The organism is Hominiventricola filiformis, from assembly GCF_020686965.1.
GTDB classification, from domain to species: Bacteria; Bacillota; Clostridia; order Lachnospirales; family Lachnospiraceae; genus Hominiventricola; species Hominiventricola filiformis.
In genome coordinates, this window is the sequence record NZ_JAJEPS010000014.1 from 16,813 (window position 1) to 31,978 (window position 15,166).

A 15,166-nucleotide genomic window follows, 5' to 3' on the forward strand; every position below is an offset into this window, starting at 1 on the left:
TTATCCTTGAGTACTGTACTGAAAGTCAGCGGCGTCTCCTACTCCTATCACACGCTCTCCGGTGAGACGCCTGCTTTGTCAAATATTACCTTTTCCGTGCCGGAAGGAGAGTTTCTCGCCATTGTCGGTCCCAGCGGCTGCGGAAAATCCACGCTTTTGTCCATGATTGCCTCTTTGATGGAACCAGAAAGCGGTACCATCTCCATCCATGGAGCTCCGGCTTCCATGAGCCGCCAGCGTATCGGTTATATGCTTCAAAAAGATCATCTTTTTGAATGGCGCACCATCTATAAAAATGTAATTCTCGGGTTGGAAATCCAGAACCGGATGACAGAAAAGAATTTGGAGCATGTAGAACAGCTGCTCCGGGATTATGGACTTGATCAGTTTCGAAATGCCAGACCTTCCGAACTGTCCGGCGGTATGCGGCAGCGGGCGGCACTCATCCGTACCCTTGCTTTGAATCCGGACCTTCTGCTCCTTGACGAACCCTTCTCGGCTCTGGATTACCAGACCAGACTTCAGGTTTGCGACGATGTTTACCGGATTATCCGCAAAGAAAAAAAGACCATTATTCTGGTCACTCACGATCTGTCAGAAGCTATCAGCATGGCGGACCGGGTCCTCATTCTCTCCCGCCGTCCTGCAACGGTGCAGGAAATCGTCTCCATCCACTTCGCCAATTCCGGTCTTCTTCCCATGGAGCGGAGACAGGCTTCTGAATTCAAGCAGTACTTTAATGAAATATGGAAGGAGCTGAATGTCCATGGAAGTCCCTGAAACTGTAGTTACTCCTTTACAGCAGCAGTATCTGAAAAAACACCGGCAGCATCACCTGTTTGTAGCTGTCTGCCGTCTTCTTGGATTTCTGCTGATTCTGACTGTCTGGGAGCTGGCCAGTGATTTTCAACTCATTGATTCCTTTATCTTCAGCAGCCCCCTAAAAGTTGTCCGCACCATCGGAACCATGTGGACAGATGGCTCCCTGATACGGCATACCGCTATCACCCTAGGCGAAACTGCAGCGAGTTTTATACTGGTCATTCTCTTCAGTTTTCTCACCGCCACACTGCTCTGGTTCTTTCATTCTCTGTCAGAAATTCTGGAACCATGGCTGGTCATCTTAAACAGTCTCCCAAAATCCGCCCTGGCTCCACTTCTCATCGTATGGCTGGGTGCCAGCATGCGGACCATCATCGTGGCGGGCATGTCCGTGGCCATCTTCGGAAGCATCATCAGCATGTATACCGCTTTCTGTGAAACCGATCCGGAAGCCATGAAACTAATCTATACCCTGGGTGGCAACCGGCTGCAGGTGATGACTCATGTGGTCTGTCCCTCCAGCCTTCCCTCCGTGATCAGTATCCTGAAAGTCAATATCGGACTTTGCCTGGTAGGTGTCATCATCGGTGAATTTCTCGCCGCCAGAGAAGGACTGGGCTATCTCATCATCTACTCCAGTCAGGTGTTCCGGCTTGACTATCTGATTGCCGCACTGATTATCCTGTGCGTGATTGCGTTTTGTCTCTACCAGCTTATTCAAAAACTGGAGCATCAGATACGGAAGTCACGGCTCTCATAATCGCCTGTTCCATAGCCTCGGCCATGAGAACTCCCGTGGTATTGATATCGGCCTGCACAGTGCCGACGGAGGCTGCATAGATGGTATCGCCGTCCGCCATGGTTCCCACCGGGCGGATGCAGCGGGCATAGGCATTTCTGGTCATAGCGGCCAGCTTATTCATCTCCCCCTTGGTAAATTCCCCATTGGTAATCACCACGCCGATAGTCGTGTTGGAATTGAAGAGAGTTGCCCGCTTGCTGATCGTGTAGAGCGCCTCCCGGCTGTCGGCAAAGCCGGTACCCGCTTCGTTCTTCAGACCAGCCAGCTTCTCACCATTTTCCGGATTGCAAATATCGCCCAGTGCATTGACCACCACAATGGCTGCCACACGAAGATCTCCCACTTCAAGTGCACATACGCCAAGTCCTGATTTGCTGGAACGTTCTATTCCGTATATTTTTCCAACCGTTGCACCGATACCCGCACCTATGCTGCCGGACAGCGCTTTGTTATGCTGCAGTGCATCCTCGCAGGCTGCGTAACCCATGGCTGCATCCGGACGGATATCGGCTCTTTTATAACCCAGGTCATAGATACAGGACTGGCATACCAGCGGAACGCGGGCATATCCGGTGTCAAAGCCGAAACCGTGTTCTTCCAGCCAGTGCATGACACCGTCAGAAGCAGCCAGTCCATAGGCAGAGCCGCCGGATAATACAATGGCATTCACCGGATTGTCTGCCGTCAACGGAGAAGCCAGAGGCGTCTCTCTGGATGCCGGACCACCGCCGCTTACATCCACGCCAGCTCTGGCTCCTTTGTCTTTGTCAAACAACACCACTGTCACACCGGTACCCGCTTCCTCTTTCTGTGCATTTCCAATACGGAAGCCATCCATCTTTTCGATCGGAAATTCTTTTGCCAGTCCCATGGTCAATCCCCCTTCTGCTCTATGTTCCTGTTTTATTTATGAAGCGCCGTTCCCAGTGCGCGGGAAATTGCTCCTGCCAGCAGGAAACATACAATGGCCTCAATGGCTCCCTGCACACCTACGAATGCGACGACAAATGCAAACGGATTGGTAACGCCGAATGTGCTTACAAATCCCTGAATATAATCTGTATTGTAGAAAAATACAACCAGTGAGCTCATAAAGAACAGAGTGTTTAACAGCGGGCATGCAAGACTTGCAATAAGATATGCACCATTTTTCATGTTTTTATGAAGCGCCTGGAAAATCAGGCCACAGAGCAGTCCTTCCAGCACACGGGGAATGATACAGGTAATTGCCGTTCCCAATGGATTAATACTGAACAGCATGGTTCCAAAGGCTCCCATACCGAAGCACTGCATAAAGCTGGTGATACCAAAAGCCAGACCGCAGATGGCGCCGCCTTTCGGTCCTAAAATAATGGCACCGACTGCAACCGGTACAGTCAAAAAAGTAATGGAAAGACCCATGGTCTGGAAATATCCCAGCGGTGTAAATGCCATGATGAAAATAATGGCTACCATAAGTGCCAGTTCCACCATAAATAATGTCTTCTGTGAATGCGTGTTTTTCATTTTTCTCTCCTTTTGTCCAGTGAAACGGCGCAGCATAGGCAAACGTCCCCTGTCTCCTGGCTCCTGTTTAATTTCTGGGGAAAATAAAATGAACGAAACTTCAGAAAAACCGCAGATTTGCGGACAAACAAAACACAAAATCCAAAAGAGTCTTTTTTCATAAGTTGCCGCCTGTAAGGTCAGCACTTTCTTCGTCTCTTTTTGCATTTTCTGTCTTTAGAATAACAGATGTCTTACATGATGCGTTTTCCTGTGGAATAACGTTCTTTTCTACTATAGCACAATTTTTTCAGATGGCAAGAAGTTTTTTGTGTTTTCTCATTGACTTTTTTCCTGTCCGGTGCTATATTTCAATTAGACGCTTAGATAAATGTCAATTTTGATACCTACAATTCTTTAACACCTAACTGGTATTATAAAGTGTTACGATAAAATCCGCAATGCCTTGATTTTACTACAGTTTTGGCAAGTGAGCTTTCCCTTAGACTTTCCCTTATGTTATATCCTTTTCCCTTGTGTTACGACACCTCATAAGGGCAAAAACAAGGGAAGCAAAATCCGGTAACAGCTAATAACATTATATAAATCACATAATCGGCTGGAACTGGTCAAGATGCTTCTACAGCTGAAACAGATAAGAGAAAGGACTTTGCAATATGAATATCGTTCATGCAGAATATAATAAATATCACAACATCATAGACATCAATTATTACAATGGCTACATACTTCGGATTGACTGTGGCAAGGCAGAAGATGGATTGATTACTACTCCTAACTCTCAACGAATGTTGGATGCACTGGCGATTGACAATCCACTAGAATATGCCCGTTTGTATCTTGATTCAGAAATGCAAGATTGGGTGAATGCGATGAATATGGAATGGTATAGCACTTGATAAAAGAACATAAAAATGAGAAGAAATCTGTCAAAAGTATTTCTATAAAATACGATATTTCTTTAGCCCTTCCATAAATAATGAAATAGAGCCGATAACTCACAATCGAAATAACGAGTGATTCATCGGCTCTATATTTTATGGTTATGGATATCATGAGTATCGCTTTATATGCAATTGCTATTTTGTTAATTCCCAATATTTATGACCCATAAAGAAGATTGTTAATTCGTTTTGATCTACTTCTATCTCAAAATTCACGCTATTATCTCTCTGTTCCACAAAAATCATATTTGAGGAAGATATGCTATATAATGCATTGCCACAGGTAATACCCAATTCGGGCATATCTTTGTTTACAACAAGTCCTCCATTTTCTTGAAAGGTAAACACTTCCTCTGCATTTGCATTCTTCCATGTACCAATAATATTTTTTTTATTCTGAATGTGCTTTATTTTTCCAACACATACAACGATAAGTATAGCTACACTTACAATTAAAGCAATGCCTACAACACTCTTTGCCAATTTCTTTTTATTCAATTTCTATTATCTCCATTTTTAGTTTCTTTAAGATTGAATGATTCCATATTGCTTAATTCAGTATCTCCATGAATTTCTAACATTGATACGCTTCTCACAGGAAATAGAATAGGAGAGATTCATTCATAAATAATTAAATCATTCATACTTACCTGAATTTGTAATGTTTTTCCATATTTTCTCATAATTATCTACTATAGTTTTTTCTGAGGTCAAAAATGCAAACATAGATATACTTGAATAGAGAGTTTCCGCCGAATCAAAAACCACACAACTTTCATCATGAGTTAGATTTCTCTTTGAATATATTTCCGATACAGGCATAAATGAATTTTCTTCCTCTTTGGTGTATTTATACCCATCAATACATCCTAGATTTTTTAAAAATATTAAATAAGTATCTTCGGTCTTCAGATATTGCCATCCGTTAGTGTAAAATTCTTCACCTCTAACAAATGATACAGGTTCTATAATGTAAATACAGTCACCTACTGAAAGATTAGCAGAATTATCCTTATAGATTTCCTCTATTTTTACCATTGTTTTTGTTGATCGTAAACTCATTTCACGAGAATTTGTTACAGTTATACGAGCTATTAAAGAAGAATCTTTTTCCATATCATCCAATGAGTAATTACTTTCATTGTTAAAGTAAGAAGTTTTCTGCCCTCCTGTATAGAAAATTTCCATAGCTGTATTTTCTGATAAAGCAATATCAGGATCATGAACCCCTGTAGTTGTTTTTATCCCAGTCTTTCCATAGAATAAGGCTGTCACCATACAAATGATTACAACACAGATAGTTAATACAAATTTCTTCATTACATCAACTCCTTAATTTTACCAAATTCCATGCATATCTTCTCATCCGCTAATATTTCAATATCTTCTTTATTATGGCTTGTCAGTATAGTAATGGTATCATTCTTTTTTTCTTCCAATATACGTTCACGAAATAAATCAATGCTATGCTGATCCAATGCGTTAGTTGGCTCATCCAAAAGCAAAATTTTTGGATGTTCCATCAGTGCTTGACAAAGAGCTAGTTTTTGACGCATTCCTAATGAATATTTATTTACTTTTTTCTTTGATTTGGGATCAAGACCAAAGTATATCATTATTTCATATATTTCTTCATCTGATACAATTCCTTTTATATTGGAAAGCATTTTCAAATTTTCAAATCCTGAATACATACTCCAAAAAGAAATATTTTCAATAACAGCTCCTAAATCTGGTAAAACATCCATATCTTTATGTAATGCCTTGTGATTATATTTTATGTATCCTTTGTCTGTATTTATAAAACCTGCAATGGCTCTGAGTAGCATTGTTTTACCTGAACCATTTTTACCATATATTCCATATATTTTACCAGATTCAAATGTATAACTGATATCATCAAGCACTTTTTCACCTTTAATTGACTTTGAAATAGATTTTACATATAAATTCATGGATATCATTCACCTCACAATATTTGTTTTTTTTCGCAAAGAAATTTACCTATCCACACCAAAACAGCGGATGATATAACTGAAATGAGACAGCTTGACTTAAAATTCAATAAATCTATATTGCTTGTAGTCCATTCGTAATTTTCTTCGACATAATATATAATAAGCTTGTTATGCCAATTAAATAAAGGAATATGTAGCAAGGAATAATGCCAAATTTTCCATATAACATTTCCCATTGAAAAATAAAATCCACACACCATTACTGGAATAAAAAATACAATAAATGCAACGATGTATCCTATAATTGAATCTTTCCAAAATGAAAACAAATAACTAATCATTTGCAAATGAAAAATCTCTATCAATAGCATAAAAATAACTTTGAAATCTTCTAAGCCATTAGAGGTATGCTCTACAAAAAGAAAAAACAAATAATCGGAAACAACTACAATACAGTCACGTAATATCATTTTTATTAATATATCCTTATAAATTATGTGTTTTTTCCCATAACGAGGAAGTAGAATTACCATGTTATCATTTGCATCATTAAATAAGTCCATTGTAAGATAACAAATCTCAAGGATAAACAAAATCGCAAAAAATGATAAAGATATAAGGTCAAACGAATGATCTATTAGTATTCCCCCAAAATATATTTGTGAACGTACTCCTTCTGTTATTGTAACCAGACTATTATGAAACCCCAAGTACACATTAGCATAAAAATATCTAATTACAAATGTTATAAGTGATACTAGTAAGCATTTTCCAACATTAACATTCAAAATTTTTTTCTTATATAACTTCATAATTTTTTATTTTTCTCTGTATAATGCCAATACTTAATCCAAAAATAAGCAATATCAGAACAATTTCTCCTATTATATTTCCATGAACATTAGGCATAATATAACCTTGTATAGAGAATTCATTTAGCCCAAAGACAGAAACAATCAAATTAAAAACAATATAGAATATAAACAAAGCACCAGGTATCTTTGCGAAATATAGAACTTTCATTTTGTTATAATATGAAAGAGCATAAGCTAAGATAGCTAATCCCGAGCCAAAAATTCCGTAATTAAAAATGTATATTAGATTATATAAAGTTGGATGTTGCAATCTCACCATATCAAGAAAATTGTCAGCGTTATATGATACCAAACCTATAGCGTAATCAGGTTCTCCCCAAGCACTGTCATATCCATGTATTGGATATGTCAAGTGGCATAATAATAAATTTATGAGCATTGGTATTGTTATTGTCAAAAAGGTTACAATCAGAATGCCAAATAATTTTCCTGCTAAATATTTCTTTTTCCCGATTCTTTGAATAAGTAGGATTGAACTATTGCTTTTTTCTTCTCTTATTAAGGAAAGTGATGCAATAATTGTTGCATAAACAGGCAATAACAGATACATTATATATGGAATATATGCCGCTTCAGTGCCCTGTAATACGAAATTTTCATTTGCTGAACGAATAAATTGATAACTTTTTCCTATATCATTTTTTACACATAAAATATACGAAGCAATATTTAAAATCATTAGAGCAATAAAAACAACTTTATATTCTGCACGATCAATACAATGTTTGATTTCTATAAGAACCATTTTTTTCATAATCTTTACCAAAAGGGCATAAACCCACGAAGAGGTTTATGCCCATCCCTTCTGTTATCTAAAATCTACATTTCCACTTACAAATGCAGTTGATAATTGAGATTGATAATTTTCCATTCCCATACCGACCTGTGTGTTAGTAGAATTATAACCGCTCTTGGTAAAGATTAAATTACAAGATCCTGTTCCAACACCCTGCTTATACTTATTAGATATTTTACTCTTGCTGTTATTGACAGCCCAGAAATTTGCGTAAGAGGTATTGGTAATTGCTGTTACCTCATTTGTGATGTAATCATCGGATGTTGTTTTTGCATGCATAGAGGTAAAGTTATTAGTCTTATTCAGTTTAAGTGCATAAGCGGTGTAAGATGCCGCCTGAGAATATGCTGCTGAAGAAAGAAATACACATCCTGCACAAAACAAACCAATACCTACTTTTGCAATCTTCTGTTTTAAACTTTTTAACATCATAGTCAATTCCTCCCAATCTTATTTTTTTAACTGCGTTGGTACTTTTGGTTCATACAACAAACCACGGCACAATGAATTTGCATTACTTCGAGCAATAGCAGTCACTGCCTGAAGTACGAGACGGGCACTTTTCTGGGGTGCCTTGTTTACTTGCTTATTGTCCATCGTTTTCACCCCCCCTCCTTAATTGTCTGACAATTACAGACAACTTTATTTGTTTACCATGGTATGTGCTTAATATAACAGAGTATTTAATTTTTTCAATCCCTCTATGCACGAATGGTAGCCCAACATGCACGAACTGTTCTACATATAGGTATAAAACCGAAAAGATGGCAGATAGGTTAAGCACCTACCTGCCATCTTTAATCTATATATTTCAGAAATAATGATTAATTATTGTCAGTCTCATATATAGATTTATAACGCTCTCGATCAACTGGAATAATCTCATTATCATTAGCATCTTTATATGTAATAAACTCATCGTATTCTGTAACTGATTTTTCCTCTGAGACAGAATTAATAGAATACATATTCGAATCGTTACACATTACATTTGAATTTGGACCAGAAATTAGTAACGAACCATCCTCTTGTGCATATGCCAAAAAGATATAAATGGAATTTTCGGAAGGCAGTGAATCATTCTCAAACAGATAAATAGCATCTTGTTTTTCTGAAATTCCGCCTTGTTTAACAATAGGAATAGGTTTATCTGTAATAAGTTCACCTTTTATATTTTCGAGAACCTGAATAGTATAATTAGTGTAAGGCGAACCGACCTCCTTAGGATTTCCTTTTTCATCTTCAGTCGTTATAACATTTCGATACTCGGTTCCATCGCAACTGACAACCTTTGCTACAAATACGTAATCACAGATACCAACAGCTTCGCGAATGTTATCAGTATCATATACAAAAGATGCGTGCATCTGGTGGATTGGCAAGTTAGATACATTTGTATTCAGTTGACTTGCATTATTTTTGGATGCACATCCTGTAAAAAACATTCCTACGATAAGAACAATAGACAAAATACCATAGATACTTGATTTTTTCATAGCGTTCTCCCTCCCCTAATAATTATTATATGCGGCATCATATGAATCTTTATCATTTTGAGATAATGCCTGCGTACTAGTATGTCCCGTAATTGCTGCATCCATAACATCTGTTGAAGTACTGTGATCCAACCCTAATGCATGTCCCAATTCATGTGTCGCTACATTCTGTTTTTTACTATTACTATAACCGCTCATATAATAGGTATTGAGTTCAATTTTACCACTAGAATATGTCATGCCTGCCCATCCATTCGAAGCATTGACATCGCTTACGTATACATCTTCTACAACAAAAGCACTGTCTTTTCTGATTACTCCAGATTTATATGCATTCCATGTGGCAGCCCCAGTGTTAATATAACTCATGTAAGTGCTGTTTCCGTCATAGTCTAGATGTTTGCCAGAATCAACAAGATCCCATGTTTGTACATAAGCTTGTGCAAATGCCGTAATAGGAAATAGCATTGCTATAGCCATTAAAGTTATAATGCTATACAATAAATGATTTTTTAAAACAGATTTTTTAAAATGCATACTCCTTCACTCCTTTTCAATCATGTAACAACGGTTATCTTCAATTATTCTTAAAGGTTATCTTTATGAAAATTGAAACGCAACACATACTAGTACACATTATATATCCTGTTAATATTCCTAAAGTACGACATCTTATCATCTCCACTCCATATTATAGATTCTCAGAATACTTAAGATGTAGTAGTATACCTTGAATATAACAAAATCTTTATACTTTTCAATACCTCTATGCATGAATGGTAGCTCACTATGCACAAACGGTAGCATATTATGTTGTGTACCTACTTTATTGATGATAAAATATGACGGAGAATGATTAAAGGAAGTGGTAGCTATGCTATATATTGACTCAATATGGGAATATATTGTTAATTTCTTAGAACTGGCATTGTTTATAATATTTATCCATAAAAAATTGCGTATTCGAGCAAATTATAAACATCAAGCAGTTTTGATGTTTCTTTTCGTATCATTTCAGTTTGCTGTGTTATGCACGCTGAATAAAATGGGAATATCATCCTACAGCACTTTGATGTCATCTTGTGTTTTGGACATTGGATATGCAGTATTGTTCTATCGTGATAGTATAATTCGCCGTATCTTTTGGGGCTTTTCGTATTCCATCATTTGCTTAGTTGCAGAACAGATTTCGTTCTTTATTCCCGTTACTCTTTATAAAGGAGCGTCTCTGGAGCTATTATTAGGTGGAACATTACGGAAGCCATATACCATGTTATATTTGGCAATGATAGCTGTTTTTGTCTTGTTATTTCATTCTATTGGAAACAAAGACATATCTCTTTCACCGTTCCAAAAAGTTGCATATATTTTCATCGCAATTTCTGGACTTGCAATCGGGCACTACATATTAAGGCTGACTTTGGAATCTGTTGATAAATTTGGTGATTCATCCTTTTCAGCTAGGCTATCATTGGTTGACTTGCTTTTTATTATTTTATTTTTAGTATTGATGCTATACATATACCAGCTAGGTTATTCAAAAGAAGAAAACATACGATTACTGGAAGAACAAAAGATTTATGAGCTGGAAAGGACTGAGTTCAATAGCTTATCTGAGACAACTGAACGATTACGAAAAATGAAACATGATATGCAGATTTATGTGGATGCAATCAACGTATTAGCAAAAGACAAGAAATGGGATGAACTTATAGCATATACAGAGCAATACCATAACACTCTTGCAACTACGCAAAGTGCCATAGCAACGGGAAATATTGCTATTGACTGCATACTTACCGCAAAACTTGATTATGCTGAAAAACACGGAATTAAGACAGAATATTCTATTATGGCTCCTGAAAATTTTCCGCTTGATTCTGTTGAGCTTTCATCCATACTTGGAAATATATGGAATAATTCCATTGAAGCAGGAGAAAGACTTATAATCTCTGATCCAACCGAGCATCCATACATTTATTTTTATATTAAACCTTACCAGAATATGATACTGATTCACATTGAAAATAATTATGATGGTGTGATAAAAGGTAGCATTGATGGAGACATTTTGAGTGTTAAACAAGGAAAAGAACATGGACTTGGGATAAGACGAGTAAAAGAGCTTGTAGAAAAGGCAGATGGCGTATTGCAGATTACATCTGATAACAAAATTTTTTCCGTACATATTATGATACCGGATAAGGAGAATAACAAACTACTATGAAAATGAAAATAACCATACTTGAAGATTCTGTGATCGAATCAGAACGGCTGAAAAATGGAATAAGAAAATACGGGCAGCAATATGATTGGGATATTGAAATTGACGAATACGAATCGGGCGAAGAATATTTTTCAAAAAATTCTGAAGGCACAACTATACAGGCTTCAGCATTTTTCCTTGACATACAAATGGGGCAAATGAATGGAATTGAGGTTGCTAAACGCCTTCGTGAATCTGGTTATCAAGGTATTATTGTATTTTTAACAGCTTTTAGAGAATATGTATTCCGAGGATATGAAGTCAGAGCTTTAAACTACTTGCTAAAACCCGTCAAGGAAAATACTCTTTTTCTGTGTTTGGATGAAATCGCGAAGGAGTTATCTAATAATACCTACATATACCGAAACAAGCAGGAAATTGTAAGTATTCCCTATGCAGATATATTGACATTTTCGAGCAGATTACATTATGTGGATATATTGACCGTAGACGGCAAATGCTATGAACAAATGTCTACCCTAAATAAGATTATTGTCCATTTGCCAAGTGAATTTATCCGAACCCATCGTTCTTATATTGTAAATATGGCACATATCTATCGTATTACATCAGGAACGATTGAATTGTCAAATCATCTAACTACACAAATCGCACGTTCTTATTCCAAAGACGTGATAAGTGCTTTTGCCAAATATACAACAAGATTTGATACAAGCGGGGATTTTGAATGATTACGAAGTGGGCTACATCTATTGCTAATAAGTTAGCAGAACTATCCGGGGAGGATGTTTCTGCGGATCAATTAGAAATATACATATATGGCTTAGAATGTTTTTTGAATACTTTTATAACCATAGTGTTATTGTTCGTATGGGGAGTTTTATCACATACACTCGGCTATACCCTAATTTGGGTAATTACCTTTTCATTGTTACGACATTATACCGGAGGTGCCCATGCTCCAACGCAGTTAACATGTATCTTAGGCAGCTTTTTTCTCGGTTGTCTTGATAAGTGGGCTATAATCTATTTAAAGCCAACTGTACTAGGATATTTGATACTTGTCCTTATGTGTATATTATTTGCACCTATAAGTAACCATAAAATATGTTTAACCACCAAACAAAAATGGATACATAAACTTATTTCTGTGATAATTGTTAGCATTGGATTTCTGCTGTTTTATAAAATTGGAAACACGAAGATGAATACCACATTGTTTTATTCCTTTTTCTGCGTAATCATTCTTATGATAGTCGAAACAATTAAAAATCTAATGAGACACTTTAAATAGCAGGATGACTTTTCATAAATATTCAAAAAAGATAAAGAATTTGATGGTCTTTATCTTTTTTGAATTTAATTAGATTATCTAGCTCCTCTGTCTGATGGCGAACGATAGTTAAAATCTCTGTCCTGTTCCCGTTTCTGAACTTCTGCCTGTTTTTCTGCCAGCTTTCGATGGATTGAGTTTTCTCCATACTTGGAGTTCCATTCCTTGTTTGCTTTGACATAGGATTCATACTCGGACTTGCCTTGTTTATAGACTTGCAGGAACGCATCTACCGTTGGATATTTGTAATCCTGCACGATATGGGATAATCCCTGCTTCATAATCTTAATCGTTTCTGCGTATTTGTTAGACTGTGCCTGCAATTCCTTTCGTTTCTTTCCTTGGAATAATCCTGTACAGTTCTTCAAATCCTCGTCAATAAGGTCTTTTTTCACTTCCTGCGTATGAATGGCTCTGTTTTGTCGTTTAAGTTTCTCCATAATCTCTTCAAGTCGCATCTCATAATCGTGTGCCAGCTCAGACATTCTTGGTCTTGGCGGAATAACGGTCTTTTCTGCGGTAGTAGTAGCAGGTGCTTTGAATGGTTGGGTCACAGCAGGAATTGTCTGATTGTCTGTCTGTGTAACGGATGGAGCTGGTTGTTTCTCTTGTTTTTCATTTCTTCGCTCCATAAGGTCGGAGATTCTGGCTTTCTGTTGTTCCTGTTTCTGTATCAGCAACTTTATGAGTTCTTTTAACAGCTCGATTGCCCGAAAGATAATCATAAACAAAAGCTCCGGATGATTGCCATACTTGTGAATGGATTCCTTAATCGGAGTTGAAATCTGTTCCTGCTTTACCTTTAAGATTTCCTTTCGCTCCATCCCCGATACCAAAGCGTGATCCACAGTACGATTCCAGTCCTGTATGACCTTATTATTGAGTGTAATCTTATCTGCCTTTGGATTGTTCTTACCGATTTTCTTAGTGGCAAGATAGACATCCCCACGCTTGAATGCAGACAGCTTTTCTTTCTCATCTTTGACAAGTCCGTTGATGACATCGGTATAAAATACCTTGACCTCATCTAAGAAATGTTCCTGCTTAAAGCGAGCGTCCTTGATGGTAAACATCTGTCTTTCGTAGACCTCACCTTTCTTGATCACCTTACACCTTTTACGGATAGTTCCATTCTCGTCTAGGATTTCTTTCTTGGTACGAACATGATTACCTTTCTCATCATAGAACATATTTCTGGTGGCAATCTTTTCTATCGGTTCGTCAAGATAATTTCGTTCTGCAAAGATAAGATGGATATGATAATTCGTCTTTCGTTTGTTATGATGGAGTGCTGCAATACAATCAACACCATACCGACTTTTGAATTTATCCGTCATATATTTTAATAGTCCGTCTGGCGGATAATCCACAAAGGATTCCGGCAGGGCAATGATAAATTCTCTTGCTTCGATACATTTTCCCTCTGTACCGCTTTTCTTAAATTCTGCCTGATTGCACTTGGCAAGTTCTGTCCAAAATTTTCGGTCTGTGGTTTCATATACCGCATAGAGATTTTCCTGTTTTTTGTCACTGGAGATATAATAGATTCTTCCACGAACATTATGGAGCTTTGACATCTGCACAAATGAATTTCTTGGCATAGCGATTTCCTCCTTTCCCAGTTTTGATTTTGGAAAAGAGGACAGATAAGATAGATGAGATGTGAGTAGTAAACTTTCCCTGTGAGCGAGTGCATAGGCACTCGTCTTGCGAACACATCCGCCTTGTGGCGGCTAAGCCTCGCAGAGCGAAATACACAGAGTACAAAACGAAGTTTTGTGCGATGGGTGTATTTCGCTCTCAAACGCCGAGGGCTTGCTTATGAAGTTCACTTTTAGCTGTAACTGTTCCCTCAGCACCTAATTTTGTGCCTTTAATGGCACACTTTTTATGTGCCGTATCCGGCACTCCCTTTTCTTAACAGAAATGCTAGAAGATTGCTATGAAAATCAGCGAAACAATAGACGAATCCGTTAGCACTTTTGCCTTAACAATAGCATTGTTCTATTATTCAGACTTTTTAGCAAAAACCGTAGAAACAGTAGAAGTCTGCTATTAAAATCGAAAAAACAATAGCACGATTCGTTAGCATTTTTGCCCTGACAATAGCATTGTGTTACTTCGCTTACTTTTAAACTGTGTCTGGCAAGGAAGTGGTAGTAAAAGTTCCTATTAAATTTCATTTTTAATAGTGCATTGTTTTATTACATTTTGATTTTAATAGAGCTTTTTACTATTAACTCTTTGAAAATGTACCCCATAGATTGGACACTCAAAATCATAGTAGCGTACACTTTTTGTCATAGGTCGGACAGCTTTTTTCATAGCTACACTTGGTATGACTTCTCACAGCACTTTTTGTAAGTTGGGTGGACTTGTCCTACCAGTCGGCTTCACTTGGGTGGAT

At 37.4% G+C, this 15,166-nt stretch carries 18 protein-coding genes; 6 read left to right on the forward strand and 12 right to left on the reverse strand.

From position 1 onward, the window contains the following. Positions 1 to 6: 6 nt before the first annotated feature. A complete protein-coding gene (locus LKD36_RS12770) occupies positions 7 to 780 on the forward strand; it encodes an ABC transporter ATP-binding protein (protein ID WP_308459815.1) in 774 nt (257 codons plus the stop codon). Next, positions 767 to 1,582 carry an ABC transporter permease gene (locus LKD36_RS12775; protein WP_308459816.1) on the forward strand — a complete coding sequence of 272 codons (816 nt, stop codon included), beginning with the start codon at positions 767 to 769 and terminating at the stop codon, positions 1,580 to 1,582. The genes LKD36_RS12770 and LKD36_RS12775 overlap by 14 nt, the downstream gene beginning before the upstream one ends. On the opposite strand, the gene LKD36_RS12780 is transcribed toward LKD36_RS12775, so the two are convergent. Together LKD36_RS12780 and LKD36_RS12785 are read right to left on the reverse strand one after the other, a co-directional pair. Beyond that, positions 1,536 to 2,495 (reverse strand): P1 family peptidase, encoded by a 960-nt coding sequence (locus LKD36_RS12780; protein WP_308459817.1) that lies wholly within the window; start codon positions 2,493 to 2,495, stop codon positions 1,536 to 1,538. The genes LKD36_RS12775 and LKD36_RS12780 overlap by 47 nt on opposite strands. Before the next feature lie 32 nt (positions 2,496 to 2,527). After that, on the reverse strand, positions 2,528 to 3,130 hold the full coding sequence (locus LKD36_RS12785; protein ID WP_118769826.1) for an ECF transporter S component: 603 nt from the start codon (positions 3,128 to 3,130) through the stop codon (positions 2,528 to 2,530). A gap of 656 nt (positions 3,131 to 3,786) precedes the next feature. Between LKD36_RS12785 and LKD36_RS12790 the strand changes: the two genes are divergently transcribed. Further along, positions 3,787 to 4,029, forward strand: coding sequence for a DUF6061 family protein (locus LKD36_RS12790; protein WP_008397019.1), 243 nt, complete (start codon positions 3,787 to 3,789; stop codon positions 4,027 to 4,029). 180 nt (positions 4,030 to 4,209) lie between these two features. Here LKD36_RS12790 and LKD36_RS12795 read toward each other — a convergent pair whose 3' ends face one another. The 9 genes from LKD36_RS12795 to LKD36_RS12835 all read right to left on the reverse strand — a co-directional run bounded on the left by LKD36_RS12795 (position 4,210) and on the right by LKD36_RS12835 (position 9,736). Continuing rightward, positions 4,210 to 4,572 (reverse strand): hypothetical protein, encoded by a 363-nt coding sequence (locus LKD36_RS12795; RefSeq protein WP_008397018.1) that lies wholly within the window; start codon positions 4,570 to 4,572, stop codon positions 4,210 to 4,212. A 138-nt stretch (positions 4,573 to 4,710) separates the two neighbouring features. Further along, positions 4,711 to 5,394, reverse strand: a complete 684-nt coding sequence (locus LKD36_RS12800; protein WP_008397017.1) for a hypothetical protein — start codon at positions 5,392 to 5,394, stop codon at positions 4,711 to 4,713. Continuing rightward, a complete protein-coding gene (locus LKD36_RS12805; RefSeq protein ID WP_015559483.1) occupies positions 5,394 to 6,029 on the reverse strand; it encodes an ABC transporter ATP-binding protein in 636 nt (211 codons plus the stop codon). The genes LKD36_RS12800 and LKD36_RS12805 overlap by 1 nt, the downstream gene beginning before the upstream one ends. Positions 6,030 to 6,043: 14 nt before the next feature. Then, positions 6,044 to 6,844, reverse strand: coding sequence for a hypothetical protein (locus LKD36_RS12810; RefSeq protein WP_008397014.1), 801 nt, complete (start codon positions 6,842 to 6,844; stop codon positions 6,044 to 6,046). Next, entirely contained in the window at positions 6,831 to 7,661 is an 831-nt protein-coding gene (locus LKD36_RS12815) for an ABC transporter permease subunit (RefSeq protein ID WP_008397012.1), read from the reverse strand. Before LKD36_RS12815 ends, LKD36_RS12810 begins: the two co-directional genes overlap by 14 nt. A 54-nt stretch (positions 7,662 to 7,715) precedes the next feature. Further along, positions 7,716 to 8,135, reverse strand: a complete 420-nt coding sequence (locus tag LKD36_RS12820; RefSeq protein ID WP_008397010.1) for a hypothetical protein — start codon at positions 8,133 to 8,135, stop codon at positions 7,716 to 7,718. An 18-nt stretch (positions 8,136 to 8,153) separates the two neighbouring features. Further along, positions 8,154 to 8,300, reverse strand: coding sequence for a cyclic lactone autoinducer peptide (locus tag LKD36_RS17565; RefSeq protein WP_015568874.1), 147 nt, complete (start codon positions 8,298 to 8,300; stop codon positions 8,154 to 8,156). Between the two features lie 227 nt (positions 8,301 to 8,527). Continuing rightward, positions 8,528 to 9,199, reverse strand: coding sequence for a hypothetical protein (locus LKD36_RS12830; protein WP_008397007.1), 672 nt, complete (start codon positions 9,197 to 9,199; stop codon positions 8,528 to 8,530). A 15-nt stretch (positions 9,200 to 9,214) separates the two neighbouring features. After that, the gene (locus LKD36_RS12835) at positions 9,215 to 9,736 is read right to left on the reverse strand and encodes a matrixin family metalloprotease (RefSeq protein WP_008397006.1); all 522 of its coding nucleotides are present in this window, start codon (positions 9,734 to 9,736) and stop codon (positions 9,215 to 9,217) included. A gap of 337 nt (positions 9,737 to 10,073) precedes the next feature. Here LKD36_RS12835 and LKD36_RS12840 point away from each other — a divergent pair, with 337 nt between their 5' ends. The 3 genes from LKD36_RS12840 to LKD36_RS17570 are packed head-to-tail and all read left to right on the forward strand — an operon-like array spanning position 10,074 to position 12,720. Next, positions 10,074 to 11,426, forward strand: a complete 1,353-nt coding sequence (locus LKD36_RS12840) for an ATP-binding protein (protein WP_308459818.1) — start codon at positions 10,074 to 10,076, stop codon at positions 11,424 to 11,426. Continuing rightward, on the forward strand, positions 11,423 to 12,157 hold the full coding sequence (locus tag LKD36_RS12845; RefSeq protein ID WP_015559482.1) for a LytR/AlgR family response regulator transcription factor: 735 nt from the start codon (positions 11,423 to 11,425) through the stop codon (positions 12,155 to 12,157). Before LKD36_RS12840 ends, LKD36_RS12845 begins: the two co-directional genes overlap by 4 nt. Further along, the gene (locus LKD36_RS17570) at positions 12,154 to 12,720 is read left to right on the forward strand and encodes an accessory gene regulator B family protein (RefSeq protein ID WP_008397001.1); all 567 of its coding nucleotides are present in this window, start codon (positions 12,154 to 12,156) and stop codon (positions 12,718 to 12,720) included. Before LKD36_RS12845 ends, LKD36_RS17570 begins: the two co-directional genes overlap by 4 nt. A gap of 74 nt (positions 12,721 to 12,794) precedes the next feature. Here LKD36_RS17570 and LKD36_RS12855 read toward each other — a convergent pair whose 3' ends face one another. After that, a complete protein-coding gene (locus LKD36_RS12855; protein WP_015559481.1) occupies positions 12,795 to 14,360 on the reverse strand; it encodes a MobA/MobL family in 1,566 nt (521 codons plus the stop codon). Positions 14,361 to 15,166: the final 806 nt, after the last annotated feature.